The sequence below is a fragment of the Streptomyces sp. NPDC034103 genome (assembly GCF_055575395.1).
Genome location: NZ_JBVISS010000017.1, coordinates 169,785 through 196,545 on the forward strand (window position 1 = coordinate 169,785; position 26,761 = coordinate 196,545).

At 71.3% G+C, this 26,761-nt stretch carries 27 protein-coding genes and 3 tRNA genes; 23 read left to right on the forward strand and 7 right to left on the reverse strand.

The window, feature by feature from the left end; translation table 11 throughout:
* Positions 1 to 110: 110 nt before the first annotated feature.
* From ACZ56U_RS33470 to ACZ56U_RS33480, 3 genes are all read right to left on the reverse strand, one after another.
* Positions 111 to 800: a response regulator gene (locus ACZ56U_RS33470; RefSeq protein WP_469087676.1), complete on the reverse strand. Its 690-nt coding sequence runs from the start codon at positions 798 to 800 to the stop codon at positions 111 to 113.
* Between the two features lie 321 nt (positions 801 to 1,121).
* The gene (locus tag ACZ56U_RS33475; RefSeq protein ID WP_469087677.1) at positions 1,122 to 2,468 is read right to left on the reverse strand and encodes a sensor histidine kinase; all 1,347 of its coding nucleotides are present in this window, start codon (positions 2,466 to 2,468) and stop codon (positions 1,122 to 1,124) included.
* A gap of 200 nt (positions 2,469 to 2,668) precedes the next feature.
* Entirely contained in the window at positions 2,669 to 3,949 is a 1,281-nt protein-coding gene (locus ACZ56U_RS33480; RefSeq protein WP_469087678.1) for a sensor histidine kinase, read from the reverse strand.
* Between the two features lie 204 nt (positions 3,950 to 4,153).
* Between ACZ56U_RS33480 and ACZ56U_RS33485 the strand changes: the two genes are divergently transcribed.
* The 13 genes from ACZ56U_RS33485 (at position 4,154) to ACZ56U_RS33545 (ending at position 17,105) form a co-directional block, all read left to right on the forward strand.
* Entirely contained in the window at positions 4,154 to 4,561 is a 408-nt protein-coding gene (locus tag ACZ56U_RS33485) for an NADH-quinone oxidoreductase subunit A (protein WP_171146557.1), read from the forward strand.
* Complete coding sequence (locus ACZ56U_RS33490; RefSeq protein WP_469087679.1) at positions 4,552 to 5,388, forward strand: NADH-quinone oxidoreductase subunit B; 837 nt, start codon at positions 4,552 to 4,554, stop codon at positions 5,386 to 5,388. Before ACZ56U_RS33485 ends, ACZ56U_RS33490 begins: the two co-directional genes overlap by 10 nt.
* Entirely contained in the window at positions 5,385 to 7,301 is a 1,917-nt protein-coding gene (locus ACZ56U_RS33495) for an NADH-quinone oxidoreductase subunit C (protein ID WP_469087680.1), read from the forward strand. The genes ACZ56U_RS33490 and ACZ56U_RS33495 overlap by 4 nt, the downstream gene beginning before the upstream one ends.
* Positions 7,298 to 8,266 carry a complex I subunit 1/NuoH family protein gene (locus ACZ56U_RS33500; protein WP_266889007.1) on the forward strand — a complete coding sequence of 323 codons (969 nt, stop codon included), beginning with the start codon at positions 7,298 to 7,300 and terminating at the stop codon, positions 8,264 to 8,266. Before ACZ56U_RS33495 ends, ACZ56U_RS33500 begins: the two co-directional genes overlap by 4 nt.
* Positions 8,266 to 9,153: a NuoI/complex I 23 kDa subunit family protein gene (locus tag ACZ56U_RS33505; RefSeq protein ID WP_469087681.1), complete on the forward strand. Its 888-nt coding sequence runs from the start codon at positions 8,266 to 8,268 to the stop codon at positions 9,151 to 9,153. The genes ACZ56U_RS33500 and ACZ56U_RS33505 overlap by 1 nt, the downstream gene beginning before the upstream one ends.
* Positions 9,150 to 9,887 carry an NADH-quinone oxidoreductase subunit J family protein gene (locus ACZ56U_RS33510; protein WP_469087682.1) on the forward strand — a complete coding sequence of 246 codons (738 nt, stop codon included), beginning with the start codon at positions 9,150 to 9,152 and terminating at the stop codon, positions 9,885 to 9,887. The genes ACZ56U_RS33505 and ACZ56U_RS33510 overlap by 4 nt, the downstream gene beginning before the upstream one ends.
* A complete protein-coding gene (nuoK, locus tag ACZ56U_RS33515) occupies positions 9,887 to 10,279 on the forward strand; it encodes an NADH-quinone oxidoreductase subunit NuoK (protein ID WP_469087683.1) in 393 nt (130 codons plus the stop codon). Before ACZ56U_RS33510 ends, nuoK begins: the two co-directional genes overlap by 1 nt.
* Entirely contained in the window at positions 10,276 to 12,270 is a 1,995-nt protein-coding gene (locus ACZ56U_RS33520; protein ID WP_469087684.1) for an NADH-quinone oxidoreductase subunit 5 family protein, read from the forward strand. Before nuoK ends, ACZ56U_RS33520 begins: the two co-directional genes overlap by 4 nt.
* A 6-nt stretch (positions 12,271 to 12,276) precedes the next feature.
* Positions 12,277 to 13,851: an NADH-quinone oxidoreductase subunit M gene (locus ACZ56U_RS33525; protein ID WP_469087685.1), complete on the forward strand. Its 1,575-nt coding sequence runs from the start codon at positions 12,277 to 12,279 to the stop codon at positions 13,849 to 13,851.
* Positions 13,848 to 15,401, forward strand: coding sequence for an NADH-quinone oxidoreductase subunit N (locus ACZ56U_RS33530; RefSeq protein WP_469087686.1), 1,554 nt, complete (start codon positions 13,848 to 13,850; stop codon positions 15,399 to 15,401). Before ACZ56U_RS33525 ends, ACZ56U_RS33530 begins: the two co-directional genes overlap by 4 nt.
* 183 nt (positions 15,402 to 15,584) lie before the next feature.
* Positions 15,585 to 16,448 carry a zinc metalloprotease HtpX gene (gene htpX, locus ACZ56U_RS33535; RefSeq protein ID WP_469087687.1) on the forward strand — a complete coding sequence of 288 codons (864 nt, stop codon included), beginning with the start codon at positions 15,585 to 15,587 and terminating at the stop codon, positions 16,446 to 16,448.
* Complete coding sequence (locus ACZ56U_RS33540; protein WP_469087688.1) at positions 16,445 to 16,840, forward strand: YccF domain-containing protein; 396 nt, start codon at positions 16,445 to 16,447, stop codon at positions 16,838 to 16,840. The genes htpX and ACZ56U_RS33540 overlap by 4 nt, the downstream gene beginning before the upstream one ends.
* A 121-nt stretch (positions 16,841 to 16,961) precedes the next feature.
* Complete coding sequence (locus tag ACZ56U_RS33545; RefSeq protein WP_469087689.1) at positions 16,962 to 17,105, forward strand: hypothetical protein; 144 nt, start codon at positions 16,962 to 16,964, stop codon at positions 17,103 to 17,105.
* An 82-nt stretch (positions 17,106 to 17,187) separates the two neighbouring features.
* Here ACZ56U_RS33545 and ACZ56U_RS33550 read toward each other — a convergent pair whose 3' ends face one another.
* Positions 17,188 to 18,444, reverse strand: a complete 1,257-nt coding sequence (locus ACZ56U_RS33550; protein ID WP_469087690.1) for an APC family permease — start codon at positions 18,442 to 18,444, stop codon at positions 17,188 to 17,190.
* Positions 18,445 to 18,645: 201 nt separating this feature from the next.
* On the opposite strand from ACZ56U_RS33550, the gene ACZ56U_RS33555 reads away from it, so the two are divergent.
* Positions 18,646 to 18,912, forward strand: coding sequence for a GlsB/YeaQ/YmgE family stress response membrane protein (locus ACZ56U_RS33555; protein WP_391239734.1), 267 nt, complete (start codon positions 18,646 to 18,648; stop codon positions 18,910 to 18,912).
* Between the two features lie 154 nt (positions 18,913 to 19,066).
* Here ACZ56U_RS33555 and ACZ56U_RS33560 read toward each other — a convergent pair whose 3' ends face one another.
* Positions 19,067 to 19,555 (reverse strand): YajQ family cyclic di-GMP-binding protein, encoded by a 489-nt coding sequence (locus ACZ56U_RS33560; RefSeq protein ID WP_353689719.1) that lies wholly within the window; start codon positions 19,553 to 19,555, stop codon positions 19,067 to 19,069.
* Between the two features lie 224 nt (positions 19,556 to 19,779).
* Between ACZ56U_RS33560 and ACZ56U_RS33565 the strand changes: the two genes are divergently transcribed.
* Both ACZ56U_RS33565 and ACZ56U_RS33570 read left to right on the forward strand, forming a co-directional pair.
* A tRNA-Tyr gene (locus ACZ56U_RS33565) sits at positions 19,780 to 19,861 on the forward strand.
* A gap of 188 nt (positions 19,862 to 20,049) precedes the next feature.
* Complete coding sequence (locus tag ACZ56U_RS33570; RefSeq protein ID WP_469087691.1) at positions 20,050 to 20,262, forward strand: hypothetical protein; 213 nt, start codon at positions 20,050 to 20,052, stop codon at positions 20,260 to 20,262.
* 180 nt (positions 20,263 to 20,442) lie between these two features.
* Here the strand turns inward: ACZ56U_RS33570 and ACZ56U_RS33575 are convergent, their stop codons facing one another.
* Both ACZ56U_RS33575 and ACZ56U_RS33580 read right to left on the reverse strand, forming a co-directional pair.
* Complete coding sequence (locus tag ACZ56U_RS33575; RefSeq protein WP_469087692.1) at positions 20,443 to 21,099, reverse strand: SDR family oxidoreductase; 657 nt, start codon at positions 21,097 to 21,099, stop codon at positions 20,443 to 20,445.
* Positions 21,100 to 21,345: 246 nt separating this feature from the next.
* Positions 21,346 to 22,596, reverse strand: coding sequence for an amidohydrolase family protein (locus ACZ56U_RS33580; protein WP_469087693.1), 1,251 nt, complete (start codon positions 22,594 to 22,596; stop codon positions 21,346 to 21,348).
* A gap of 304 nt (positions 22,597 to 22,900) precedes the next feature.
* On the opposite strand from ACZ56U_RS33580, the gene ACZ56U_RS33585 reads away from it, so the two are divergent.
* The 7 genes from ACZ56U_RS33585 to ACZ56U_RS33615 all read left to right on the forward strand — a co-directional run bounded on the left by ACZ56U_RS33585 (position 22,901) and on the right by ACZ56U_RS33615 (position 26,581).
* Positions 22,901 to 22,973 (forward strand) — tRNA-Thr (locus tag ACZ56U_RS33585).
* Positions 22,974 to 23,019: 46 nt separating this feature from the next.
* Positions 23,020 to 23,092: transfer RNA gene (locus ACZ56U_RS33590), tRNA-Met, on the forward strand.
* Positions 23,093 to 23,180: 88 nt separating this feature from the next.
* The gene (gene rpmG / locus ACZ56U_RS33595) at positions 23,181 to 23,345 is read left to right on the forward strand and encodes a 50S ribosomal protein L33 (RefSeq protein WP_003948671.1); all 165 of its coding nucleotides are present in this window, start codon (positions 23,181 to 23,183) and stop codon (positions 23,343 to 23,345) included.
* A gap of 126 nt (positions 23,346 to 23,471) precedes the next feature.
* Complete coding sequence (locus tag ACZ56U_RS33600) at positions 23,472 to 23,924, forward strand: FAS1-like dehydratase domain-containing protein (RefSeq protein WP_391239722.1); 453 nt, start codon at positions 23,472 to 23,474, stop codon at positions 23,922 to 23,924.
* Positions 23,925 to 23,932: 8 nt separating this feature from the next.
* Positions 23,933 to 24,361 (forward strand): MaoC family dehydratase, encoded by a 429-nt coding sequence (locus ACZ56U_RS33605; RefSeq protein ID WP_469087706.1) that lies wholly within the window; start codon positions 23,933 to 23,935, stop codon positions 24,359 to 24,361.
* Positions 24,362 to 24,477: 116 nt separating this feature from the next.
* The gene (locus ACZ56U_RS33610) at positions 24,478 to 25,047 is read left to right on the forward strand and encodes a TetR/AcrR family transcriptional regulator (protein WP_469087694.1); all 570 of its coding nucleotides are present in this window, start codon (positions 24,478 to 24,480) and stop codon (positions 25,045 to 25,047) included.
* Between the two features lie 82 nt (positions 25,048 to 25,129).
* Positions 25,130 to 26,581 carry an MFS transporter gene (locus ACZ56U_RS33615; RefSeq protein ID WP_469087695.1) on the forward strand — a complete coding sequence of 484 codons (1,452 nt, stop codon included), beginning with the start codon at positions 25,130 to 25,132 and terminating at the stop codon, positions 26,579 to 26,581.
* The last annotated feature ends 180 nt before the right edge of the window (positions 26,582 to 26,761 follow it).

Below are 26,761 nucleotides of genomic sequence, written 5' to 3' on the forward strand. Positions count from 1 at the left end.
AAGACGCTCCCCGCTCACCTTCGGTTCTGGGACGTACGCACACCGTTCGCGTGTCGCCCCATGTCGTACGCATCGGGTGTCACCCGTATGGCTGACACGGTGTCAGGACATCAGGAGTTCAGGTAGGTGAGAACAGCGAGAACACGTCGGTGATCCCCGTCACTGGGGGACAGCCCCAGCTTCAGGAAGATGTTGCTGACGTGCTTCTCCACGGCGCCGTCGCTCACCACGAGCTGCCGCGCGACCGCCGAGTTCGTCCGCCCCTCGGCCATCAGCCCCAGGACCTCCCGCTCGCGCGGGGTGAGTCCCGCGAGCACGTCCTGCTTGCGGCTGCGGCCCAGCAGCTGCGCGACCACCTCGGGGTCCAGCGCCGTACCCCCCTCGGCGACCCGGACCACCGCGTCGACGAACTCACGCACCTCGGCTACCCGGTCCTTCAGCAGATAGCCGACCCCACGACTGGAACCGGCCAGCAACTCGGTCGCGTACCGCTCCTCCACGTACTGCGACAGCACCAGCACCCCGAGCCCCGGATGCGCCTTGCGCAGCTGTACGGCCGCCCGCACCCCCTCGTCGGTGTGCGTCGGCGGCATCCGTACGTCGGCGACCACCACGTCGGGCAGCTCACCCTGCGCGTCCAGCTCGGTGACGGTCTTGACCAGCGCCTCCCCGTCACCGACCCCGGCGACGACGTCGAGCCCACGGTCGGTCAGCAGCCGGGTCAGCCCTTCCCTGAGCAGAACCGAATCCTCGGCGATGACCACCCGCACCCTGTCCTCCACGATCCCTCTGTCCCCCATACCAGCCTCCGCACCCGCCTCACCGACGGGCAAGGCCCAGCATTCCAGCATTCGCCTGCCGGTGGGCCGGGGGAGGGGGAATCGGTTCAGGTCAGGCTCTTCCAGGCTGTCCGAGGGGGTGGGGGTGGGGGTGGGGGAGGGGGGCGCCTTGCGGGCACGGGTGGGGGCGCCTTCGGGCAGGGATGGGGGGCGCCTTTCGGATCCGGAACGGCGCGAGGGCGGCGGGGGCCAGAACAGCCGGCCCCACGCCGCCCACGTGCCACAGGCACCCGTGCCACAGGTACCCGTGCCACAGGTACCCGTGCCCTCACCTCGGCGCGCTCACCCCAGCGACCGCTCCCCCCGCCAAGGCAGCTCCGCGGTGACCCGTGTGGGTCCCCCCACCGGCGAGTCCACCACCAGAATCCCGTCCACCGCGTCCAGCCGTTCCGCCAGCCCGGCCAACCCGGACCCCGCCGTGGTGTCCGCGCCGCCCACCCCGTTGTCCACCACCTGGAGCATCAGGCGGCTCTCCACCCGCCACACGTCCACCGCCGCCCACGTGGCCCGCGAGTGCTTGCTGATGTTCTGGAGCAGCTCCGACACCGTGAAGTACGCGATCCCCTCGATCGCCGGCGCGGGCCGCTCCACCAGGTCCACCTCCACCTGCACCGGCACGGTGCACCGCGAGGCGACGGCCGACAGCGCCGCGTCCAGCCCCCGGTCCGTCAGCACGGCCGGATGGATCCCACGAGCCAGATCCCGCAGCTCCTGCAACGCCGTCTTCACCTCACCGTGCGCCTCGTCCACCATCCGCGCCGCGGCCTCCGGGTCCTCCGTGAGCTTCTCCTTGGCCAGTCCCAGGTCCATCGCCAGCGCCACCAGCCGGGCCTGCGCCCCGTCGTGCAGGTCGCGCTCGATGCGCCGCAGGTCCGCCGCCGCCGTATCGACGACGACCCCCCGGTCGGACTCCAGCTCGACCACGCGCGTGGCCAGCCGGGAGGGCCCGAGCAGCCCGTGCACCATGACCCGGTCCACCATCGTCAGCGCCCGCACGATCCACGGCGTCGCCAGCGTGAAGAGCAGTCCCACCAGCGCGGTCACACCGATCTCGAAGGGGTTGTCGAGGTAGATGTGGTGGGTCTCGTCGCCGTACAGCTGAAGCCCGTCCTGACCGCCGTACACCGGGAAGAGCCAGAACCACAGCGGATACGTCAGCAGCGCCCAGCCGTAGACCCAGAAGTTCACGGCGACGACGAAGGAGAACACCGACCACGGCAGGTGGATCACCGAGTACAGCAGCGCCCGCCAGGACGTGCCGCTCTTGAGGACCGCGCCCATCCAGGCGAGGAAGCCGCTGCCGCGCATCCGCAGCGGTTCGGGGTCGGCGACCTCGAGCCCCAGCAGACCACGCGCCCGCGCCCGTTCCATCGCCCCGAAGCCCCGGCAGCCGGCCAGTCCCGCCGCCAGCACCGGGACACCGAGGAAGGTGACCAGCAGCCCGGCGCCGACCGCCGCCATCGTCACCGCGTACGTGAACAGCACGATGCTGATCGGCAGGCTCAGCAGCACATATCCGAACTCCCGCCAGGCACGCCCCTCGAACGGCGCCCTGAGCCCCATCGGCAGCCGGTGCCGCCGCGTCCCCTCGTCGAGGAACCCGTAGCTCTGTCCGTATTCCGTGGCCATCGGCGTCGTCCTTCTCTCGTCCCGCGCCTGGGTGTCACATCGGTGTCTGTCGTATCTCCACCCTGCTGCGCCGCAGGTCCGCGGACCATGGAGTCCGTCGGCGTCTTGGGAGGGGGGTTTTCCCTACCACCCGTGTTTCCTTGGGTCCCGGCCGCTGGTCGCGCCCCTCGGCGCGCTTTGGTCCCGGCGGGCCGGGCGCGTCACCTGTGGCCGGTGTGGCCGGTGTGGCCGGTGTGGCCGGTGTGGCCGGTATGGCCGGTATGGCCGGTGTGGCCGGTGTCGAAGGACCGGTCCCGCCACGGCAGCTCCGCCGTCACCGACGTAGGGCCGCCCGGCGGGGAGTCGATGACGAACAGGCCGTCGACGGCGTTCAGGCGTTCCGCGAGGCCGCGCATGCCGGTGCCGCCGTCGAGGCGGGCGCCGCCGCTGCCGTCGTCCCACACCTGGATGAGCAGCCGGTCCTCCGTGCGCCACACGTCGACCGACGCCGACCGCGCCCCGCTGTGCTTGCTGACGTTCTGGAGCAGCTCGGAGACGGTGAAGTAGGCGATGCCCTCGATGGCCGCGGCCGGCCTGGCGCCCAGGTCGGCGGTCACCTTCACCGGCACCGTGCAACGCGAGGCGACCGAGGACAGCGCGGCGTCGAGCCCGCGGTCGGTGAGGACGGCGGGATGGATGCCCCGCGCGAGATCCCGCAGCTCCTGGAGCGCCAGCTTCACCTCGCCGTGCGCCTCCGCGACCATCGCCTGCGCGTACTCCGGGTCCTCCAGCAGCTTCTCCTTCGCCAGGCCGAGACCCATGGCGAGGTTGACCAGCCGGGCCTGCGCCCCGTCGTGCAGATCCCGCTCGATACGCCTCAGATCGGCCGCGGCCGTGTCGACCACGACCCCCCGGTCCGACTCCAGCTCGGCGATCCGCCGCTCCAGCTCGTCCGAGGGCGACAGCAGTCCCCGCACCATCGCCCGGTCGGCGTTGGCCAGCCCCCGCGCGATGAACGGCAGCACCGGCCACAGCACGAACAACGAGGTCAGCGTGATGACGAAGGTGAGGATGCCCCACGGCAACCGGATGAAGTCGTACAGGAGCGTCCGCCAGCCCACCGGGTCCTTCAGCATCATCCACAGCTGCCGGAAGAACCCCGAGTTGCGCGTCCTCAGCGGCAACGGGCTCGGCTCGTCGATCCGCACCCCGAGCAGCGCCCGGGCCCGCGCCCGCTCCATCGCGCCGAGCTTCCGCGCCCCCATCAGCCCCGCCGCCAGCAACGGGAACCCGACCACGGTCACGGTCAGCCCGAAGCCGGCGGACACCACCGTCGTCGCATAGACGAACCCGAGCAACGCCACCGGAAGGTTGATCAGGAGATACGCGATCTCCTTCCAGGTGTGCGCGTCGTAGGCGAACCGGACCGGCGGAAGCGGCGGCGGGCCGGAGTCGGCTCCCGGGTGTGGCGTGGAGCGATGAAGGCTGGGGCGTTCGGTCATATGGGCTAGCGTGCCGCGCGGCGCGCCCGCGCGCCATGAGGCGGACCGCCGCGATCCCCTGGGGAAAACCCCACCCCGGCATCTTGAGCCGTGACGGGCTGCTTACGGTCTCTTTAGCAGGCCCTAGACTCCCGTGCGTACAGATCGTCGAACAGCGGGTGTCCAGCGATCTTCGGTGTGTTCACAGGGAGCGAGGGGACGGACGTGCCGGAACCGACCGTCGGGTCGACCGTCGTCGTTGCGGCGGACTACTTCCAGTCGTACTCGGTCGTCGGACTGCTCGCCGTCGTCGGCGTGCTGTTCGTCGCCGTCGCCTTCGGCGCGGGCCGCCTGCTGCGCCCCGTCGTCCCGACCCCGGAGAAGCTCCTGACGTACGAGTGCGGCGTCGACCCCGTCGGCGAGGGCTGGGCCCACACCCAGGTCCGCTACTACGTCTACGCCTTCCTCTACGTCATCTTCGCCGTCGACTCGATCTTCCTGTTCCCGTGGGCCACGGTCTTCGCCGCCCCCGGCTACGGCGCCGCCACCCTCGTCGAGATGTTCATCTTCCTCGGCTTCCTGGCCGTGGGTCTGCTGTACGCATACAAGAAGGGCGTCCTGACATGGACGTAACCCCCGAGACCGAGACCGGGTCCGTGCCGGTGCTGCTGCCGGAGCCGAAGCGGCTGGGCGCGCTCGCCCGCCTCGCCCCCGAGCCGATGAAGGTGGTGCTCAACTGGGGCCGCCGGTACTCCCTCTGGGTCTTCAACTTCGGCCTCGCCTGCTGCGCGATCGAGTTCATCGCCGCGTCGATGGCCCGCCACGACTTCATCCGCCTCGGTGTCATCCCCTTCGCGCCGGGACCCCGCCAGGCCGACCTGATGGTCGTCTCCGGCACGGTCACGGACAAGATGGCCCCCGCGGTCAAGCGCCTGTACGAGCAGATGCCGGAACCCAAGTACGTCATCTCCTTCGGCGCCTGCTCCAACTGCGGCGGCCCGTACTGGGACTCCTACTCCGTGACCAAGGGCGTCGACCAGATCATCCCGGTCGACGTCTACGTCCCCGGCTGCCCGCCCCGCCCCGAGGCGCTGCTCCAGGGCATCCTCAAACTCCAGGAAAAGATCGCCCGCGAGTCCCTGGGGGAGCGGTACGGGGTGACCGGGGGGCGGCCCTCGGTGGGGGCTTTGCAGAGCGGGTTGGTGGAGGGGCCGGGGGCCGGGGCGGGGGCCGGTGCGGTGTCTGTCGCGGGGGCGGCTGGATCGGGTGTGGGGGCTGCGGCCGGCGCGGGGGCCGAGGCCGGTACGGAGGCCGGTGCGGAGGCCGGTACGGAGGCTGGGTCGAGCTCGGGTTCCGGGTCGGGCTCGGGGGTCGGTCCTGCCGCGAGCGGGGCCGCTGACCCCGCCGCCTATCCGGCTCCCGGGTCGACCGACCGCCCCGCCCCGGAGGAGGAACGATGACCACGGTGGGCTGGCTGCCCGCCCCCGCCGAGGAGCTCTTCGGCGCGGAGGCCACGGCCGAGGAGTCCTACGAGGTCCTGACGGTGGACGTGCCGCCGGCATCCTGGATCACCGCACTGGAGACAGCCCGCGACGCACTGGGCTGCACCTACTTCGACTGGCTCAGCGCGGTCGACGAGCCGGGCACGGGATTCCGAGTGGCCGCGCACATCGCCGCCCTCTCACCCGCGCCGGTACGCCGACTGCTGCTCCGCACGACGGTCCCGCACGAGTCCCCGACGCTGCCGAGCGCCGTCAACGTCTTCGCGGGCGCCGCCTGGCACGAACGCGAGACGCACGAAATGTTCGGCGTCACCTTCGAGGGCCACCCCGCCCTGGACCACCTCCTCCTCCCCGAGAACTTCGAGGGCCACCCGCTCCGCAAGGACTTCGTCCTGGCAGCCCGGGTCGCCAAGGCCTGGCCCGGCGCCAAGGAACCGGGCGAGTCCGACCACGGCGGCCCCAAGCGCCGTCAGATGCTCCCCCCAGGCGTCCCCGACCCGAACGAATGGGGCCCCCTCAAGGGCCAACTCCCACCACCCCCGACCCGCCCCACCCGAGCAGCCGGAACCAGGGCGGGGAGAGCGGCGGCGGCTGGAACCGGGGCGGCTGGAGCCGGAGCCCGGGCGGCAGGAGCTGCTGGGGCTGGAGCGGCTGGGACTGGGGCGGCTGGAGAACGCGCCGCCCGAGTCACCGGTGACCGCCCGGTACGCCGTACCCGCTCAGCCGCAGAGGGCTCCGCCAGCCAGACCGACGCCACGGAGACGCCGACGGCGGCCGGTCCTCGCCAGGTGGAGGGCGGGGGCGCTCCTGCTGGCGGTGAGCGTCGTGCCGGTGCGGCTGCGGAGGGTTCCGCGGGTCAGGCGGGGGTGCCTGGGTCGCCGGGTGGGTCGGCGGCTGGGGCGCGGCGTGCCCGTACGGCTGCGGAGGGTTCGGCGAGCCAGGTGGAGGGCGGGGGCGCTCCTGCTGGCGGTGAGCGTCGTGCCGGTGCGGCTGCGGAGGGTGCCGCGGGTCAGGCGGGGGTGCCCGGGTCGCCGGGTGCGTCGGCGGCTGGGCCGCGGCGTGCTCGTACGGCTGCGGAAGGTTCCGCGAGCCAGGCGGCAGCGAGCCCGGAGTCCCCGGCGCCCATGCCCGACGACGCCGCATCCGACACCGGTACGCCCCCGGCGGCAACCGGCGCCCCCGCCTCGCCGCGCCGTGCGCGCAGCCAACGCCCCACACCCGGTGCCCCGGCAACCCCGGCCTCGACCGACGCCGACCCCGCCCCCGGCACCGAGACCACACCCCCGAAGCCCGCCACAGCCCCCCGCAGCCCGGACGCCCCGTGGCACCACGCCCGCCCGGCCTTCGACGAACCCGAAACCGCCCGAAAGCCGGACGCGACGACCCGCCCACAGCCCGAGCCCCGAGCCGAGCCGGAAGCACAGTCCCGGCGGGAGCCCGAGTCCGGAGCCGGGGCGGGAGCGCAGTCCGCTCCGGACCCTGAGTCCGGGTCTGGGTCTGGGTCTGGGTCTGGGTCCAAGTCCGGACGTGGGCTGGAGGGCCGGCCCGAGCCGGAGCCCGAGTCTCGGCCGGGTGCCGAGTCTCGTCCCGAGGACGAGCAGAGCACCGGAACAGGAACCGGACCGCGCACGAAGGCCGAGGAGCCGTCCACGGATCCGCAGCCGCAGCCGCAGCCGCAGCCGCAGCCGCAGCCGCAGCCGCAGCCGCAGCCGCGGTCCCAGTCGCAGCCGAAGACTGGGGTACGTCCCGACGCGCAGCCGACAGCCGAACCGCCCGCCGCACCCCCTCAAGGACCCGCACCCGCACCCGCAACCCCCGACGCCCCCACAGACCCCGAAGCTCCCGACACCCCCGCAGGAGGCCCGCAGTGAACGACGCTCTAGACGTCGCCCTGCGACTCCTGATCGTCTTCGTCGTCTTCCTCACCTTCCCCCTGATCGTCGGCCAGACCGAGCACAAGGTCATGGCTCACATGCAGGGCCGCCTCGGCCCCATGTACGCGGGCGGCTTCCACGGCTGGGCCCAACTCGTCGCCGACGGCGTGAAGTTCGTGCAGAAGGAAGACGTCGTACCCGCGGGCGCGGACCGTCGTATCTTCCAGCTCGCCCCCGCGGTCGCCCTCCTGCCCTACCTCCTGGTCCTCCTCGCCATCCCCATCGGGCCCGGCGAGGGAGCCGTCGGCGAGGTCATCGACGCCGGCGTCTTCTTCGTTCTGGCCGTCATGGGCGTAGGCGTCCTCGGCTCGCTCATGGCCGGGTGGGCCAGCGCCAACAAGTTCTCCCTTCTCGGCGGCCTCCGCACCGCCGCCCAGCTCCTGGCCTACGAACTCCCGATGCTCCTGACCGCCGCCTCCGTCGCGATGGCGGCCGGCACGGTCTCCCTCCCCGGCATCGTCGACGCCTTCGAGTGGTGGTGGCTGCCCTGGCAGATCGTCGGCGCGATCGTCTTCTTCGTCGCCGGTCTCGCCGAACTCCAGCGCCCGCCCTTCGACATGCCCGTCGCCGACTCGGAGATCATCTTCGGCGCGTACACCGAGTACACCGGCCTTCGTTTCGCCCTGTTCCTCCTCGCCGAGTACGCCGGGATCGTCGTCCTGTGCGGCCTGACCACCGTCCTCTTCCTGGGCGGATGGCACGGCCCATGGGGTGCCGACGGCCTCGGTTGGGTCTGGACCCTGCTCAAGGCCGCGATCCTCGCCTTCCTCGTCATCTGGCTGCGTGTGACCTATCCCCGCCTGCGCGAGGACCAGCTCCAGAAGCTCTCCTGGACCCTCCTCGTCCCCCTTTCCCTCGCCCAGATCGCCCTCACCGGCATCGTCAAGGTGGTGATCTCCTAGTGGCCCCGTTCCCCGGCTCCGGCCTCGCCAAGGGCCTGGCCGTCACCCTCCGCACGATGACGAGGAAGACCGTCACCGAGCAGTACCCCGACGTTCAGCCCGACCTCCCGCCGCGCACCCGCGGTGTCATCGGCCTGTTCGAGGAGAACTGCACGGTCTGCATGCTGTGCGCCCGTGAGTGCCCGGACTGGTGCATCTACATCGACTCCCACAAGGAGACGGTCCCGGCGGCCACCCCGGGCGGCCGCGAGCGCAGCCGCAACGTCCTAGACCGCTTCGCCATCGACTTCTCCCTGTGCATGTACTGCGGTATCTGCATCGAGGTCTGTCCTTTCGACGCCCTGTTCTGGTCCCCGGAGTTCGAGTACGCCGAGACCGACATCCGCGACCTCACCCACGAACGCGACAAGCTCCGCGAGTGGATGTGGACCGTCCCGGCCCCGCCTGCCCTCGACCCCGCCGCCGAGGAGCCGAAGGAGATCGCCGCCGCCCGCAAGACCGCCGAGAAACTGGCAGCGACCCAGGCCAGCCCCGAACCGACCACCCCCACGCCGCAGCGGACGGCACGTCAGCCCCGGCCGACGGAATCAGCAGCCGAGCCTCCCGAGCCCCAACCCGGCTCGACGGAGCTCAAGCCCGGTTCAAGGGAGCCGCAGTCCGCCCCGACTGACCCGCAGTCCGCCCCGACCGGCCCGCAGTCCGCCCCGACCACCCGGCAGCCCCGTTCCGCTGAGCCGCGGTCCGGCCCCACCGACCCGCAGCCCGGTCCGGCCAAGCCGCAAACCGGCCCCACGGATCCGCAGTCCACCCCGACCGACCCGCAGCCCCGCCCGACCGACCCCACCGGTCCGACCAACCCGTCCGCACCCGAGGGAGGCACGTCATGACCCTCGCCGCAGCCACCGCCGGGTCGGCGCACGCCGCCCTCACCACGGCCGCCACCGAGAGCCAGGGCTTCCTCTCCCCGAGCGGGGTCGAGATCGCGTTCCTCCTCGTCGGCCTGGTCACCTTCGCCGCCGCGATCGTCACCGTCACCACCCGGCAGCTGGTGCACGCCGCCCTGTGGCTGGTGGTGACCCTCGGCGGTATCGCCGTCGAGTACCTCCTGCTCACCGCGGAGTTCATCGCCTGGGTGCAGGTCCTCATCTACGTGGGTTCCGTCGTCGTCCTCCTTCTCTTCGGTCTGATGCTCACCAAGGCCCCCATCGGCCGCTCCCCGGACGCCGACTCCGGCAACCGCTGGGCCGCCCTCACGGTCGCCGTCGCCTCGGCCGCCGCCCTGGTCTGGGTCGTCGTCGACGCCTTCCGCACGACCTGGATCGACCTGGACGGTCCCGCCGCCGGCTCCACCGAGGCCACCGGAGCGAGTCTGTTCCAGAACTGGGTTCTTCCCTTCGAGGCCCTCTCCGTCCTTCTCCTCGCCGCACTGGTCGGCGCGATCGTCCTGTCCCGCAAGGCGAAGGCCGAATCGAACTCTCCCCTGGTGAACTCCCGGCCCGCGACCGGTAGTTCCCCTTCCGCACCGAATTCCCGTAACCACCCGATCGGGCGAAATGGGCAAGGCGCGGGAACCACATCGGCCACTGAAGGCACCCCGGCCGAGCAGGAAGGCGCCCACTGATGCACCTCGCCTATCCCGCCGTACTCGCCGCCCTCCTCTTCTGCACCGGCCTCTACGGCGTCCTCGCCCGCCGCAACGCGATCCTGGTCCTGATGTCGGTCGAGCTGATGCTCAACGCCGTCAACCTCAACCTGGTCGCCTTCGACGTCTGGCTCAGCAAGGCCGCCGAGGAGACCCTGCACTCCGGCCAGGCCCTGACGCTGTTCACCATCGCCATCGCCGCCGCCGAGATCGGCATCGGTCTCGCGATCGTCCTCGCCGTCCACCGCAACCGGGGCACCGCGGACATCGACAGGCTCCGCGACACCGCCGAGGGCCACGAACCCGACGGCCCCCACCACGTCGACGACTCCGACGCCCCCGCGGCCGAGAAGGCTGAGGCCACCGCGTGACCACCACCACCCTCGCCGTGCTCGTCCCCCTCCTTCCGTTCCTGGGTGCCGCCGCCGGCCTGCTCCTGGGCCGCACGGCCCCCGGGTTCGTCCGACCCCTCGCCGTCCTGCCGCCGCTCGCCTCTCTCGCCCTGGCCGCGGTGGTCGCCGTACGCCAGGGCGGCGACGAGGCCGTGAACGCCGCCACCGAGCTGACTCCCACCGGCTCGGTCCCGATCGAACTCGCCCTGCACATCGACGGCTTCGCCGCCCTCGTCGCCGTCCTCGTCGGCCTGGTCGCCACCTGCGTGCAGATCTACTCGACGGGCTACCTGCGCGACGACCCCCGCTACCCCTCCTACGCCGCCCTCGTCTCCCTCTTCACCTCCGCGATGCTCCTCGTCGTCTACTCCGGCGACCTGATGGTGCTGCTGGTCGGCTGGGAGATCATGGGCATCTGCTCGTACTTCCTGGTCGGCCACTACTGGGAGACCCCGGAGGCCCGCGCCGCCTCCATCAAGGCCTTCCTGGTCACCAAGCTCGGCGATGTCCCTTTCCTGATCGGCCTGTTCGCGCTCGCCACCGACGCCGGGTCCTTCCGCATCACGAGGGTCCTCGGCGCCGTCGCGCACGGCGGGCTCGACCACCCGACGCTGATCGCCCTGCTGCTGCTCGCGGGAGTGGCCGGCAAGTCCGCGCAGTTCCCGCTGCACACCTGGCTCCCGGACGCGATGGCGGGCCCCACCCCCGTCTCCGCGCTCATCCACGCCGCGACGATGGTCGCCGCCGGTGTCTACTTCATCGCCCGTCTCCTCCCGGTGTTCGAGGCCTCGCAGGCCGCGATGGTGGTCCTCGCCGTGATGGCCGCCGTGACGATGACCGGCTCCGCGCTCGCCGCCCTCGCCCAGGACGACATCAAGCGCGTCCTCGCCTACTCCACGATCGGCCAGCTCGGCTACATGACCGGCGCCCTCGCCGTCGCCGACCGCGGTGCCGCCGTCTTCCACCTCCTGTCACACGGCGCCTTCAAGGCGCTGCTGTTCCTCGCGGCAGGCGTGATCATCCACGCCTCCGGCACCAACTCACTGGCCGCCATGTCCCGCATGGGCCACCTCCGCGACCGTGTCCCCGACGCCTTCTGGACGATGACCGTGGCGCTCCTCGCGCTCGCCGCGATCCCGCCCTTCAGCGGGTTCTTCTCCAAGGAGTCCGTCCTCGGTGCCGCCGAGCACGTCGCCACCGGCCACACCGAGCACGCTCCCGGCGCCGCGGGCTGGGTCGTCCTCGTCGCCGGCCTGCTCACGGCCCTGCTCACCGCGGCGTACGCGACGCGTCTGTGGCTGCTGGGCTTCCACGGCCGGGGCGCCGAGGCTCCCGACCACGGCCGTCAGCCCCTGACGATGACCGCGGTGCTGTGGGTGCTCGCCGTCCCGTCCCTCGCCGTCGGCGGATTCGCCTACCGCGTGCTGCCGGACTGGTTCGACGGAGGCGACCTCGCCCCGACCCTCGCCACGTCCGTCCTCGGCACGGGCGTCGCCCTGGTCGGCGGCATCGTCACCTACGCCGCCTGGCGGCACACCACCGCGCTCGCCGCCCGCGTCCCGCTGGGCGCGGTCGCGGCCCACCCGGACGGCGACGCCGGACACGTCGAGGCCGAGGCCATCGCCAGCCACCAGCCCGCCTACGGTGACGTGGCCCACGCGCCCGACCCTGCGGACCCGGGCCGACTGCTGCTCGGCCCGCTGCACCGGCACGCGGCCGTCGGCTTCCACCTCGACGCCGTCTACACGGCACTCCTCGTCCGCCCGGTCCAGGCCGGAGCAACCCTCGTCCGGTTCCTCGACCGCGAGGTCGTCGAGACCTACGTACGCGGTGCGGGCGCACTGCCCCGGCTGCTGGGCGCGGCCGTACGGCGGGCCCAGACCGGCAATGTGCAGACCTATGTGAGCGCGCTGCTCGCCGGCACCGTCGTCCTGGTGGTCGCCGCCGTCCTCGTCGCCACGGGAGCGTGAGCAGGCGTGATCGATATCAACGAGTCCGTGATGCAGTTCCTTCTGGCGTTCGTCGTCGTCGGCCCGCTCCTCGGCGCCGTCGCGGCCCTGCTGCCGGCCCCGCCCGGACTGAAGGGGAAGTCGCCCGAGCAGGCGGTCCTCCGGCACGGTGTGACCGTGACCGGCGCGATCCTCGTCGCCGCGATCGTCCTCGCGCTCGGGTTCGACCACGACCACCCGTCGAAGATGCAGGCCACGACCGACATCAGCTGGATCCCCGCACTCGACGTGCGGATCCACCTCGGCATCGACGGCATCTCGCTCCCCCTTCTGGTCCTGACCGCGCTGCTGACCTTCCTGTGCGCGCTCTACTCGTACTTCAAGCTGCCCGCGGGCCCCACCCCGAAGGCCTTCGTCGCCCTGCTGCTCGTCCTGGAGTCCGGCACCCTCGCGACCTTCGCCGTCCTCGACCTGCTGCTGTTCTTCCTGGCGTTCGAGATGGTGCTCATCCCGATGTACTTCCTCATCGCCCGCTGGGGCGGCGCGGACAGGATCCAGGCCGCCTGGCGGTTCATCCTCTACACACTGCTCGGTTCGGTCGTCATGCTGCTCGGCCTGCTCCTGATCGGGATCAAGGCGGGCACGTTCGACATGGTGGCACTCGCCACTGACAACGGCCGGTCACTGACCACATCCGTGCAGGTCATCGCCGTTCTGGCGATCGGGATCGGGCTCGCGGTGAAGACCCCGATGTGGCCCCTGCACAGCTGGCTGCCCGACGCCCACACCGCCGCCCCGACCGTCGGCTCGGTCCTGCTGGCCGGCGTGCTGCTGAAGATGGGTACGTATGGTTTCGTCCGAATCCTCCTGCCCATCGCGCCGGACGGCTTCCGCGACTTCGCGCCCTACCTCGCCGCCTTCGCCGTCGTCGGGATCATCTACGGATCCCTGGCCTGCCTGGCCCTCGCCAAACAGGGCGCGAAGGGCGACCTCAAACGCCTCATCGCCTACTCCTCCGTCGGCCACATGGGCTTCGTCCTCCTCGGCATCGCCACCATGACCCCGACCGGCGTGAACGGCGCCCTGTTCGCCAACATCGCCCACGGCCTCATCACCGGCCTGCTGTTCTTCCTGGTCGGCGCATTGAAGGACCGCACCGGGACCACCGACCTCGACGCCCTCGCCGAACAGACCGGAGCCGCGCTCTACGGCAAGGCCCCGCGTCTCGGCGGCCTGCTCGCCTTCGCCGCGGTCGCCTCCCTCGGCCTGCCCGGCCTCGCCGGGTTCTGGGGCGAGATGCTGGCCCTGTTCGGCGCGTTCGACCCCGCCGACGGCCTCAGCCGCCCGGCGTTCCTGACCTTCATGGCGATCGCGGCCTTCGGCACCCTCCTCACCGCCGCCTACCTGCTCGCCGTGGTCCGCCGCGTCTGCATGGGCGCCGTACCGCAGGACGCCCCGCGGCTCGCCGACGTCCACACGTACGAGTTCGCGGCCTGGACCCCGCTCGTCGCCCTCACCGTCGTAGCCGGCCTGTGGCCGAAGGCCCTCCTCGGGCTGACCGACCCGGTCGTGCAGCAGCTCCTCTCAGGAGGCACCCGATGAGCTCCCTGGCCGCCGCGGCCCAGCCCCTGGCCCCTTCGGCCCAGCCGCTCGCCGCGAACCTCGTCCAGTCCGTCGACTGGCTCGCCATCGCACCGCCCACCATCACGGCGGTCGTCGGCCTGGTCGTCCTCGTCGCGGACCTCTTCGTGGGCGACCACAAGAAGGCTCTCCTCGGCTGGCTGTCCGTCGCGGGCCTGACCGCCTCCACGGCGATGCTGCTGCCCCTCCTGGACGGCGACCGCGCCACCTTCTGCCTGACCGGCACCCCCGACGTCTGCAGCTACACCGCCGACCGCTTCACCCTCGTCCTCCAGCTCCTGGTCCTCGGGGGAGCTCTGCTGGCGGCCCTCCTGTCCGTCACCGCCCTCAAGGACGCCGACAAGGGACTCCCCGAAGGCGAGTACTGGTTCCTGCTGCTCTCCTCCGCGGCCGGCGCCGCCCTGCTGCCCGCCTCCCGCGACCTCGCCACCCTGATCGTCGCCCTGGAAGTCGCCTCCTTGCCGGCCTTCGCACTGGTCGGCCTGCGCCACGGCGACCGCAAGTCCTCCGAAGCGGCCCTGAAGTTCTTCCTGTCGTCGGTCACCGCGACAGCGGTCAGCCTCATGGGCGTCAGCTTCGTGTACGCCTCCACGGGCACCCTCTACCTCACCCAGATCGCCGACCGGATCCAGCACGTCGACGGCCAGCTCCACACCCTCACCCAGACCGGCGTCGTCCTCACCCTCATCGGCTTCGCCTTCAAGACGGCCGCCGTGCCCTTCCACTTCTGGGTCCCGGACACCTACGTGGGCGCGCCCCTCCCGATCGCCGCCTACTTGTCGGTCGTCGGCAAGGCGGTCGGCTTCTCCGGCCTGATCCTCCTCACGGTCGTCGCCCTCCCGTCGTACGCCGACGTCTGGGGCCCGGCGCTGGCCGCCCTGGCCGCCCTCACGATGACCGTGGGCAACGTCGGCGCCCTGCGACAGCAGCCCACGCGCGCGTACAGCGCCGTACGCCTGCTCGCCTGGTCCTCCGTCGGACAGGCCGGCTACCTGCTGGTGCCGATCGCCGCCGCCGCGTACTCCGACGACCCCGAAGGCTCCATCGGCTCCACCGTCGCCTACGCCCTCATGTACGCCGCCGTGAACCTCGGCGCCTTCGCGGTGGCCGCACTGGTCGGCCGTACCAGAGCCCTCAACCGCCTCACCGACTACCGCGGCCTCTACGCCTCGAACCCGGCGGCCGCGCTCCTCCTGGCCTTCTTCCTGCTCTGTCTCGCCGGTCTTCCCCCGGGCATCATCGGCCTCTTCGCGAAGGTCACCGTCTTCTCCGCGGCCGTCGACGCGGGCCTCGGCTGGCTCGCCGTGGTCATGGCCGCCAACGTCGTGATCGCGCTGTTCTACTACCTCCAGTGGACGGCCCTGCTGTTCCGCGCCCCCGAGGGCGAACCCGCACCGCACCGGATCCCGGCCCCGCTCACCGCCGCGATCGCCGTGACCGGCGTCCTGGGCATCGCCCTCTCCGGCGCGCCGCAGCTGGTCCTGCGCTTCGCCGACACCGGGCTCTTCTGAACCCGGAGCCGCAGATCCTCCGAGCCTCACCCGGACGGCGCACACCCGCCCCCGCACGCACAAGGGAACTAGCCGCTCTCGCCTGGCGTTGACCAGTACGGGAGGGTCCACTGGAGTGACACCAGAAGGACCGCAGATCAGCAAGCAAAGGGTTCCCCTGCTGCACGACTTGGAGGGCGTACCGTGCACCGCCGGCACAACGGGCTCAGGACCGCAGTACTCCTCGGGGGACTGTCCGCACTCATCATCGTCATCGGCAGCTTCTTCGGCCGTATGGGGCTCGTCGTCGCGGTCCTGATCGCAGTCGGCACCAACGCGTACGCGTACTGGAACAGCGACAAGCTCGCGCTACGCGCGATGCGCGCGCGCCCGGTCAGCGAGTTCGAGGCCCCCGCGCTGTACCGCATGGTGCGCGAGCTCTCCACCCAGGCCCGCCAGCCCATGCCGCGCCTGTACATCTCGCCGACGGAAGCACCGAACGCCTTCGCGACCGGCCGCAACCCGCGCAACGCCGCCGTGTGCTGCACCGAGGGCGTCCTGCGGATCCTCGACGAACGCGAACTGCGCGGCGTCATCGGCCACGAACTCAGCCACGTCTACAACCGCGACATCCTCATCTCGTCGGTCGCCGGCGCCCTCGCCTCCGTGATCATGTTCCTGGTCAACTTCGCCTGGCTGATCCCCGTCGGCCGCTCCAGCGACGACGACGGCCCCGGCGCCCTCGGCATGCTGCTCATCGTGTTCCTGGGCCCGCTCGCCGCGGGCCTCATCCAACTGGCCATCAGCCGCTCCCGGGAGTACGAGGCTGACGCGTCCGGCGCCCAACTCACCGGCGACCCGCTGGCCCTGGCCAGCGCGCTGCGCAAGCTCGAGATGGGCACCAAGCAGCTTCCGCTGCCCCCCGAGCCGCGGATCGAGACCGCGAGTCACATGATGATCGCGAACCCCTTCCGCCCGGGTCAGGGACTCTCGAAGATGTTCTCCACGCACCCGCCGATGGCGGAACGCATCGCACGCCTCGAGAAGATGGCAGGTCGCCCCCAGTGAAAACCATCCTGAACGTCATATGGCTCGTCCTGAGCGGCTTCTGGCTGTTCCTCGGCTACCTGCTCGCCGGGGCGTTGCTGTGCGTCACGATCATCGGCATCCCGTTCGGCATCGCTGCCTTCCGTATCGGCGTCTACGCCCTGTGGCCCTTCGGGTACACGACGGTCGAACGCCGCGACGCCGGTGCCCCCTCGTGCGTCGGCAACGTCCTGTGGCTGGTCCTCGCGGGCTGGTGGCTGGCGCTGGCCCACATCGTCACCGGTCTCGCCCTGTGCGTCACGATCATCGGCATCCCGTTCGGCCTCGCCAACTTCAAGCTGATCCCGGTGTCCCTGGTCCCGCTGGGCCGCGAGATCGTGCCGACCGACCAGCCCTTCTCCTCCCGCTGGTAGGCGGCGCCCGGCGGCGTGCCAGGCGAGCGCGGACAGGCGACGCCGACACGGGAGTTGTCCACAGCCCGGCGGTTGTCCACAGGCCCACCCGACTGTCAGTGGCGACCCGCACCATGAACCCATGACCGCGAACGAGCAGTTGCGGCCACAGCGGGAAACCGGGATGTACAACGCCCGGCCGCTGGGCCGCACTTCACCACAGCCCTACGACCCCACCGACGCCGGCCCTCACCCTGCGTACATATCCGCCCCGGCGGCCCGCTGAGCCTGCTGTTCCTCACCCCCGTACGGCCCGCGGGAACCCAGCGGACGTGGAGGCAGGAGCCGCCGTCCCGCCGTACGTCGACCTACCGCTCCCGCGCCCCCACCCACCGCCGTACGGCGTACGCCGCCACACCCACCATCAGCACGCCCGCGCCCACGGTCACCGAGACCCCCGGCAGGGCGAACGCGAGCACCAGGCACCCGAGCAGCCCCACCGCCGGCACCACACGTGCCACGGGGGTCGAATCAAGCGTCCAGGCGGAGGCGTTGGCCACCGCGTAGTACGCGAGCACACCGAAGGAGGAGAACCCGATCGCGCCCCGGACGTCCACCGTGGCGGCCAGGACCGCGACGACCGCGCCCACGGCCAGTTCCGCCCGGTGCGGAACCTGGAACCGCGGATGTACGGCCGCCAGCGCGCCCGGCAGATGCCGGTCACGGGCCATGGCCAGCGTCGTCCGCGAGACGCCGAGGATCAGGGCGAGCAACGAACCCAGCGCGGCCACGGCGGCGCCCACCCGCACCACCGGCACCCACCCCGGCACGCCCGCGGCCCGCACGGCCTCGGTCAGCGGCGCGCCGGCCTGCCCCAGACCCTCCGCCCCCAGCACGGAAAGGACGGCCACCGCCACGCACGCGTACACACCCAGCGCGATGCCGAGAGCCAACGGAATCGCGCGCGGAATGGCGCGCGCGGGATCCCGCACCTCCTCCCCGAGGGTCGCGATCCGCGCGTATCCGGCGAACGCGAAGAACAGCAGACCGGCGGCCTGGAGCACGCCGCCCGGGCCGCCCGAGGCGCCGCTGTCCAGCCGCCCGGCCTCGGACACCTCGGACCCCAGACACACGACCACCACGGAAGCGAGGACAGCCAGCACGACCGCCACGATCGCCCGCGTCAGCCAGGCGGACTTCTGGACGCCGCCGTAGTTCACCGCGGTCAGCGCCACGACCGCCGCGACCGCCACGGCATGGGCCTGCTCCGGCCAGACGTACGCGCCCACGGTGAGCGCCATCGCCGCGCAGGAGGCCGTCTTCCCGACCACGAACGACCAGCCCGCCAGATAGCCCCAGAATGGCCCGAGCCGCTCGCGCCCGTACACGTAGGTGCCGCCGGAAGCCGGATACAGAGCGGCCAGTCGCGCCGAGGAGGTGGCGTTGCAGTAGGCGACCACGGCGGCCACCGCGAGCCCGAGCAGCAGCCCGGACCCGGCCGCGCGTGCCGCGGGCGCCAGCGCGGCGAAGATCCCCGCCCCGACCATCGAACCCAGCCCGATGACCACGGCGTCGCCGACCCCCAGGGTCCGTCGCAGTTCGGAGGCAGAGCCGGAAGGTGTCATGCGCCGCACCCTACTGATCAGTGCAACCGAGGGATGTACACGTGGCGTCCTCCACACCAACGCGGCACCAATGGTGCCGCCGCCGACGGACGAGAGCACCAAGCACGACCCATCGGCACACGGCCCGTCCGGATCTTGATCTGGATCTGGATCACAGTCCCGGGACAGCGTGGGCACAGTGCGGAAGGACAGGTTCAGGGCATGAGCATCATCGGTTGGATCATCCTGGGACTCCTGGCCGGGGCCATCGCCAAGTTCCTGCTGCCCGGCCGCGACCCGGGCGGTTTCCTCGGCACGACCGTCATCGGCATCGCGGGCGCGTTCATCGGTGGCTGGATATCGGCCCGCTGGATGGATCACCCGATCAGCAAGGACTTCTACGACGGAGCCACCTGGGCGGCCGCGATCGGAGGCTCGCTCGTCCTCCTGATCGGCTACCGCATCCTGTTCGGAAACTCGCGCGACTGAACAGCCCCTCAGCCGCAGCCAGCAGGCGAGAAGGGTGGGCACCGGCCAGGCGCCCACCCTTCCTCGTACGGCATCGAGCGGCATCCAGCGGCGTGGAACGACGTGGAGCCGCGCGGGTTCAGCTCTGCGGAGGCCGAGCTGAACGGGCCGTGACCTACCGGTAGTTCACGAACTGAACGGCGAAGTCGAAGTCCTTGCCCTTGAGCAGGGCGATGACGGCCTGGAGGTCGTCACGGCTCTTCGAGCTCACCCGCAGCTCGTCACCCTGAACCTGAGCCTTCACGCCCTTGGGGCCCTCGTCGCGGATGATCTTCGCCACCTTCTTCGCGTTGTCCTGGGAGATGCCCTCCTCGATCGACGCGAAGATCTTGTACTCCTTGCCGGACAGCTGCGGCTCACCGGCGTCCAGCGCCTTCAACGAGATCCCGCGCTTGATCAGCTTGGACTGGAAGACATCGAGGACAGCGTTCACCCGGTCCTCGGAGTTCGCTTCCATGAGGATCTTGTCGCCGGACCACGAGATCGAGGCACCCACGCCCTTGAAGTCGTAGCGCTGTGAGATCTCCTTGGCGGCCTGGTTGAGGGCGTTGTCGACCTCCTGCCGCTCGACCTTCGAGACGATGTCGAAACTGGAGTCGGCCATGTCCTGTGGCTCCTTGTATCGGGTGCGTATCGGGCTGCGTATCGGCGTGCGTGGGGCGACCGCCGAGCCCGGCGTAGACCCCGGGCCGCATCCGCACAAGCCTAGCCACCCCACGTCCCCCGAGCGCTGATCAATCGGGTGGCGAAGCACCCCTCCCCATCGGGTATTGTTTACGTCGTTGCCACGGAGCACCGCCGAAAGACGGTTCGAAGGGCAGCAACCCCGGCGGTGTGCCCGAGCGGCCAAAGGGAGCAGACTGTAAATCTGCCGGCTCAGCCTTCCCAGGTTCGAATCCTGGCGCCGCCACATGAAGGTAGACCCCCTCCGAACTGCGGAAACGCAGAGTGGAGGGGGTCTCTTCGTTTTCGGGGGCACGCGTTGCCGACGAGGGACTGGGAGGGCGGTGGCGCGGCTCCTCGCGCGCGGTCGGCCCCCCCCCGGCGGTCACCCGTCCGACATGCACGACACCTGTCCGCGCGGGGCACACTGACCCCATGTCCACCCGTCGCAGGAACTGCCCCGAATGCCGTCGTGAGATCGCCGTCGTCGCCGGTCGTTTCGCGCGGCACGATCCGCCCGGTGCTCGCGAGAGCGGCGAGCTCGTCTCCTGCCCCGGCTCCCGTCGACAGGCGCAACTCGGCGCTGCTCAGCCGTCGTTGGACGGTTACGTGATCCCGGAGATGCCGGGCCAGATGCCTCTGTTCTGACGAGGGTGGGTGGGGCCGTCAGCCCGTGGTCCGATGCCCCGGCTCGCATATCCATGTGACGCCCGGTCGCGAACTGCCGCGCCCAGTAGGCCCGTACCGCCGCGTGCCCGTGCAAGCCCCCGCAAAAGGGGCCGCCGCCGCAGCTCCTCGCGCGCGGTCGGCGCCCCTCCGCAGCCGCCCTCAGTTCCCGGCCACGGCCTTCACCGCGACGGACACCGGTGTCGACCCGCTGACCAGCTCCAGGGTCAGGCCGGCCGTCGCCGGGGTGTCCAGCAACTCCGCCACCACGGCGGCCACGTCGTCGCGCGGGACCGGACCGCGACCCGTGTGCGCCTCCAGGCGTACGAGACCGGTGCCGGCGTCGTTCGTCAGTGCGCCGGGGCGCAGGATCGTCCAGTCCAGGGCGTCCTGGGCCCGGACGTAGTCGTCCGCCTCGCCCTTGGCGCGCTGGTAGACGTCGAACACGTCGTCGCCCTGGTGCTTCGCGTCGGCGCCCATCGACGACACGACCACATGACGGCGTACGCCCGCCCGGACCGCCGCCTCCGCGAACAGCACCGCCGCGCCCTTGTCCACCGTCTCCTTGCGGGCCGTGCCGCTGCCCGGACCCGCGCCCGCCGCGAAGACCGCCGCGTCGGCGCCCTGAAGACGGTCCGCGACCTCCTCGACCGAGGCCGACTCCAGGTCCAGCAGGACCGGTTCGGCGCCCGCTTCCCTCAGGTCGTCCCCCTGCTCGGCCTTCCGGATGATTCCCGCGACCTCGTGTCCGCGCGCGGTGAGCAGCCGCTCCAGCCGCAACGCGATCTGACCATGACCACCAGCGATGACAATGCGCATGCCTTCGACCGTACGCCCGGACGACCGCATCCGCCGCATGACTTGAGCCCCGCCCCAGGCGGCGCGCTCGCAGAGGACTGAGGACTTGGGAGACCCCGGGGGTGACGTGAACCTGGCGGCCCGCCGCCACACAGCGCACGCCTCCGAGCCCCCTCCGAGTGGAATGGCCGCACCGTTTCGGCCGTGCGGGCGTACGACGCGCGCACCACCTACCGCGCCCCGCGCGGACTACGCCCCCCGCGCGGACTACGCCCCCCGCCCCTGCCGCGGCAGCCCCAACTCCACCGCCGCCGCCGAGTCGCAGAACTCCCGTACCGCGCTCGTCCGTGCCACCACGCGCCCCCGGTGCACGACGATCCGGCTGTACGCGAGCGACAGCGCGCCCGCCAACCGGTCGCCCCGCACCGCCAGCAACTCGGCCGGGAAGCCCGCCTCTACGCGTACCTCGGGCAGTCCGAGGACGGCCCGCGCGGAGGCGCTCACCGCGTCGTAGGCGTCCTCGGGGCGCGTGCCGTACCGGGAGGCCAGCAAGTAGGCCGCCTCCAGCGGGTCCCCGCGGCCCACGGGGTTCGAGACGTCCCGCAGTGCGCCGCTGCCGGCGGCCACCCGCACGCCGGCCGCGCGCAGCAGCCGTACGGGCGCCGTGCCGCGCCGTTCGACGCCCCCGCAGCCGCCCTGCGGCAGGCAGACCACGGCCACGCCGGCCGCGGCGAGCTGGTCGGCGGTGCGGGAGGCGACCTCGGAGGGCAGGCGGCCCAGCGAGCCGCACGGGCCGAGGGTCACTCCGGGGCGCAGCCCGCCGGCCATCGCCGCGAGCCGGGCGAGGCGGGCCGGGTCGGTGGCGTCGGTGTGCAGATCGACGGGGCAGCCGTGCTCGGAGGCGACGTCCAGCACCGCCTGCACATAGCCGGTCGGGTCGGGGTCGAGGTCCGGGCAGCCGCCCACCGCCGCGGCGCCCATCTTCACCGCGTCCCGCAGCATCGCGAGCCCCTCCGCCCCGGCCACCCCGGTCAGCACCCGGGGCATCGCCACGGCGGTCAGCTCGGTGAGCCCGCGCAGTGAACGCCGTGCCTGGAGTACGGCGGCCAGCGCGCCCAGCCCCTGGACGTCACCCACGCGCACGTGCGCCCGCAGCGCGGTGGCCCCGTGACCGAGCTGGAGCAGGGCCGCCTCGGTCGCCCGGCGTTGGACGTCCTGGGGGTCGTACGAGACGGGGCCGTCCTCGTCGGCCGAGAGCGCCGTGTCGCCGTGGGTGTGCGGCTCGACCGGCGCGGGCAGCAGCAGATAGCCGCTGAGGTCCACACGCGTGCCGCACGCGCGCGTGCCGCTCGCCGCCAGGCTGCCCGCCGTGCCGACCGCCTCGATGCGTCCGCCGCCCAGCCGTACGTCCACGGTCCTGCCGTCGGTCAGCCGTGCCCCGCACAGCAGGAGCGAGCCGGTGTCGGCCGGGCCCGGCGAGGACGACGAGTGGGGTGGCTGCGGCTGGCTGTCGGGCATCGCGCTCCAGGGGCTCAAGGCTCGTGGCTCGGGGTTGCGCACGGGGGACGCAAGATCACGCAGAGTGAGTCGAGCCTAGAAGGGTGATCCGCTCGCGGCGGGGAGGAGCGCAATAGTCGTACTGGTGTGGTTCGTCGTGGGGGAGGGGCTCGTGAGGCTGGTGGGAGAAGGGCGGAACAGCGCAGGACAGACCGCTGTGCGGGCCGTTCCGTGGCCGTGGCGCAGGCCCGCGAACGGGCCGCGGAGAGGGCCTGGAAACGGATTTGGGTGAACGGCGGCCGAGCGTGTAATGTCTTCATCGCTCGCCCCAATAGCTCAGTCGGCAGAGCGTCTCCATGGTAAGGAGAAGGTCTACGGTTCGATTCCGTATTGGGGCTCTGGTGTGTGAGGTTCCCGTCGCAAGGCGGGAACGGATCGCATCGCAGCGGTGTAGCTCAGTCGGTAGAGCAAGCGGCTCATAATCGCTGTGTCACCGGTTCAAGTCCGGTCACCGCTACAGACAGTAGCCGATTGCGGGGTCGGTCCTTCGATCGGCTACTCTTCTATGCGTTAATCGTCCCATCCGTTCGTCAAGGAGCACTCCTGTGGCTGCCACCGACGTCCGCCCGAAGATCACGCTGGCCTGCGTGGAGTGCAAGGAGCGGAACTACATCACCAAGAAGAACCGGCGTAACAACCCGGACCGACTGGAGATGAAGAAGCACTGCCCGCGTTGCAACGCGCACACCGCGCACCGCGAAACGCGATAAATCAGGCTCGTACGTGAGGCCGCCCCCAGCAGTCAGGGGGGCGGCCTCACGTCGTTGATGAGCCCGATACCGGCCAGTACGCCCGATCAGCGAGTGATCGGCGAGTGATCAGGAGGTGCCGAGCCCATGGCGCTCGACCAGTCCTTCGTAGGACGGAGCTACCCGCCCACCGACCCCTATGAGGTGGGCCGGGAGAAGATCCGCGAGTTCGCGGAGGCCGTGGGGGACGCCAACCCGGCGTACACCGACCCGGACGCCGCGAAGGCGCTCGGTCACCCGGATGTGATCGCACCGCCGACCTTCGTCTTCGCGATCACCTTCAAGGCCGCGGGCGTGGTCATCGCCGACCCCCAGCTGGGCCTGGACTACAGCCGCGTGGTGCACGGCGACCAGAAGTTCGCCTACACCCGCCCGGTCCGCGCCGGCGACCGTCTGACGGTCACCTCGACCATCGAGGCCATCAAGTCCATGGCCGGCAACGACATCCTGGATGTACGCGGCGAGGTCCACGACGAGGCCGGGGAGCACGTCGTGACGGCCTGGACGAAGCTCGTCGCGCGCGCGGCAGAGGAGGCGTGAGAAAGACCATGACGGCGAAGATCGCTTACGACGACGTCGAGGTCGGCACCGAACTGCCCGCCCAGACCTTTCCCGTGACCCGCGCCACTCTCGTCCAGTACGCGGGCGCCTCCGGGGACTTCAACCCGATCCACTGGAACGAGAAGTTCGCCAAGGAGGTCGGACTGCCGGACGTCATCGCGCACGGCATGTTCACCATGGCCGAGGCGATCCGCGTGGTGACGGACTGGGTCGGCGACCCGGCCGCCGTCGCGGAGTACGGGGTCCGCTTCACCAGGCCCGTCGTCGTCCCGAACGACGACCAGGGCGCCCTCATCGAGGTCAGCGGCAAGGTCGCCGCCAAGCTCGACGACAACACGGTCCGCGTCGACCTCACGGTGACCAGCGCCGGGCAGAAGGTCCTGGGGATGTCCAGGGCGGTCGTACGACTGGCCTGACCCGCAGGTGACGTAAGGGGCGCTCTCCATGGCGGAGCGCCCCTTACCTGTTCCCCTGAAGCCTTGTTTTATCGACCTCCTTGCCAAGTTAGTGATTGAGTACTAACTTCCTCTGCATGGTCAGGATGAGCGCGGAGGAGCGGCGTGAGAGCGTCATCCGTGCGGCGATGAGCGAGTTCGCCCGCGGTGGGTACCACGGCACGTCGACCGAGGCGATCGCCAAGCGGGTCGGTGTCTCGCAGCCGTACCTCTTCCGGCTCTTCCCGGGCAAGAAGGCGATCTTCCTGGCGGCGTCCACGCGCTGCATGGAGGACACCATCCGCACCTTCGCGGAGGCCTCCGAGGGGCTGAGCGGCGAAGAGGCCCTGCATGCCATGGCGAACGCGTACACCAAGGTCATCGCGGAGCACCCGGAGCGGCTGCTGATGCAGATGCAGACGTACGTCGCCGTGGGGGCCGCCGAGGAGGAGGGCGACCACGAGTTCGGGGAGGCCGTGCGGGACGGCTGGATGCGGCTGTGGGACACGGTCCATCTGCCGCTGGGCGGCGACGCCAACGAGACGACGGTCTTCCTCGCGTTCGGGATGCTCATCAACTGCCTGGTGGCGATGGGGTTTCCGCCCGGGCACCGGGTGTGGGAAGGCATGTATCCGTCGGCGCGGCTCAAGGGCCGGCTGGAGAAGTGAGCGGTGACGGGCGTTGTCGGCGCCTTTTCATGAGCACAAAAGTTAGTGATCAATAACTATCCGAGTCGGCTCTGGGGGAGCGATGTCACAACAAGCCATACAGAAGACGCCACGCGGGGGAGCGGTCTGGGCCCTCGTCATCACCAGCGTAGCCGGATTCATGGCGGCCCTCGACAACCTCGTCGTCACCACCGCCCTGCCCTCGATCCGTGAGGACCTCGGCGGCGGACTGCACGACCTGGAATGGACGGTGAGCGCCTACACACTCACCTTCGCCGTCCTCCTGATGTTCGGCGCGGCCCTGGGCGACCGCTTCGGCCGCCGCAGGCTGTTCCTCGTCGGGCTGACGATCTTCACGGGGGCGTCCGCCGGCGCGGCGCTGGCCCCGGGCATCGACAGCCTCATCGCGGCCCGCGCGGTGCAGGGCGTGGGCGCGGCCATCATGATGCCGCTGACCCTCACGCTCCTGACGGCGGCCGTTCCCGCGGCCAAGCGCGGGATGGCGTACGGCATCTGGGGCGCGGTCAACGGTCTCGCGGTCGCCTCCGGACCGCTGATCGGCGGCAGCCTGACCGAACACCTCTCCTGGCAGTGGATCTTCTGGCTGAACGTCCCGCTCGGCGTCGCCCTGCTCCCCCTCGCCCGCCTCCGCCTCGCGGAGTCCCACGGCACCGGCGCGCCCCTCGACCTCCCCGGCACCCTGCTCGCCAGCGGCGGTCTCTTCGGCATCGTCTACGGGCTGGTGCGCGGCCCCGCGGACGGCTGGACGGACCAGGTGGTCCTGGCGTCACTGTTCGCCGGTACGGCGCTGCTCGCCGGGTTCGTCATCTACAGCACGCGGGCCAGGAACCCCATGCTGCCGATGCGGCTGTTCCGCTCCCGGGCCTTCTCCGGCATCAACGCGGCCAGCCTGCTGATGTTCCTCGGGATGTTCGGGTCGATCTTCCTGCTGAGCCAGTACATGCAGGGGGTCCTCGGGTACTCGCCCACCGAGGCGGGGCTGCGGATGCTGCCCTGGACCGGAATGCCGATGCTGGTCGCGCCGATCGCGGGCATCCTCTCGGACCGTGTCGGCGGGCGTCCGGTCGTGGCCACGGGGCTCTTCCTCCAGGCGGCGGGTCTCGCCTACCTGGCGGCCGTGATCACGGTGGACGCGTCCTACTCGATCCAGCTCCCCGGGCTGATCATCAGCGGTATCGGCATGGCACTCTTCTTCGCCCCCGCCTCCCACCTCGTCATGTCCAGCGTCCGCGGCTCCGAGCAGGGGATCGCTTCCGGCGCGAACAACGCGCTGCGTGAGGTGGGTGGGGCGCTCGGCATCGCGATCATGGGGTCGATCTTCTCGGCTCAGGGGGGTTACGAGACGGGGCAGGCGTTCGTGGACGGGCTGCGGCCCGCGCTGGTCACGGGGGCGGCGGTGGTCGCTCTCGCGGGGGTTGCGGCTCTGCTGATCCCGTCCGGGCGGGCGGTGGGCGGGGCGCTGCCGGGAGAGAGGCGGGAACCGGCGCCGGTTCTGGAGGGCATGGCCGGCTGACCTCACGCTCACGGGACGGCTCCGCCTGGGGGAGGGCGGGGCCGTCCTGCGTGTGCGCCACAGTCGGGACCGGCCTTGAGCGTCTCTCGCCCCCGCCGCCCCTACCCGTCCCATCCCCAGGGGCGCTGCCCCTTCAACCCCGCCCAAACCCTGGGGGCTGCGCCCCCAGACCCCCATCGG

Coding starts and splice junctions, on each gene's coding strand:
- ACZ56U_RS33470 (WP_469087676.1), bottom strand. CDS start 800: ATGGGGGACAGAGGGATCGTGGAGGACAGGGTGCGGGTGGTCATCGCC.
- ACZ56U_RS33475 (WP_469087677.1), bottom strand. CDS start 2,468: ATGGCCACGGAATACGGACAGAGCTACGGGTTCCTCGACGAGGGGACG.
- ACZ56U_RS33480 (WP_469087678.1), bottom strand. CDS start 3,949: ATGACCGAACGCCCCAGCCTTCATCGCTCCACGCCACACCCGGGAGCC.
- ACZ56U_RS33490 (WP_469087679.1), top strand. CDS start 4,552: ATGGACGTAACCCCCGAGACCGAGACCGGGTCCGTGCCGGTGCTGCTG.
- ACZ56U_RS33495 (WP_469087680.1), top strand. CDS start 5,385: ATGACCACGGTGGGCTGGCTGCCCGCCCCCGCCGAGGAGCTCTTCGGC.
- ACZ56U_RS33510 (WP_469087682.1), top strand. CDS start 9,150: ATGACCCTCGCCGCAGCCACCGCCGGGTCGGCGCACGCCGCCCTCACC.
- nuoK (WP_469087683.1), top strand. CDS start 9,887: ATGCACCTCGCCTATCCCGCCGTACTCGCCGCCCTCCTCTTCTGCACC.
- ACZ56U_RS33530 (WP_469087686.1), top strand. CDS start 13,848: ATGAGCTCCCTGGCCGCCGCGGCCCAGCCCCTGGCCCCTTCGGCCCAG.
- ACZ56U_RS33545 (WP_469087689.1), top strand. CDS start 16,962: ATGACCGCGAACGAGCAGTTGCGGCCACAGCGGGAAACCGGGATGTAC.
- ACZ56U_RS33550 (WP_469087690.1), bottom strand. CDS start 18,444: ATGACACCTTCCGGCTCTGCCTCCGAACTGCGACGGACCCTGGGGGTC.
- ACZ56U_RS33555 (WP_391239734.1), top strand. CDS start 18,646: ATGAGCATCATCGGTTGGATCATCCTGGGACTCCTGGCCGGGGCCATC.
- ACZ56U_RS33560 (WP_353689719.1), bottom strand. CDS start 19,555: ATGGCCGACTCCAGTTTCGACATCGTCTCGAAGGTCGAGCGGCAGGAG.
- ACZ56U_RS33570 (WP_469087691.1), top strand. CDS start 20,050: ATGTCCACCCGTCGCAGGAACTGCCCCGAATGCCGTCGTGAGATCGCC.
- ACZ56U_RS33575 (WP_469087692.1), bottom strand. CDS start 21,099: ATGCGCATTGTCATCGCTGGTGGTCATGGTCAGATCGCGTTGCGGCTG.
- ACZ56U_RS33580 (WP_469087693.1), bottom strand. CDS start 22,596: ATGCCCGACAGCCAGCCGCAGCCACCCCACTCGTCGTCCTCGCCGGGC.
- ACZ56U_RS33600 (WP_391239722.1), top strand. CDS start 23,472: ATGGCGCTCGACCAGTCCTTCGTAGGACGGAGCTACCCGCCCACCGAC.
- ACZ56U_RS33605 (WP_469087706.1), top strand. CDS start 23,933: ATGACGGCGAAGATCGCTTACGACGACGTCGAGGTCGGCACCGAACTG.
- ACZ56U_RS33610 (WP_469087694.1), top strand. CDS start 24,478: ATGGTCAGGATGAGCGCGGAGGAGCGGCGTGAGAGCGTCATCCGTGCG.
- ACZ56U_RS33615 (WP_469087695.1), top strand. CDS start 25,130: ATGTCACAACAAGCCATACAGAAGACGCCACGCGGGGGAGCGGTCTGG.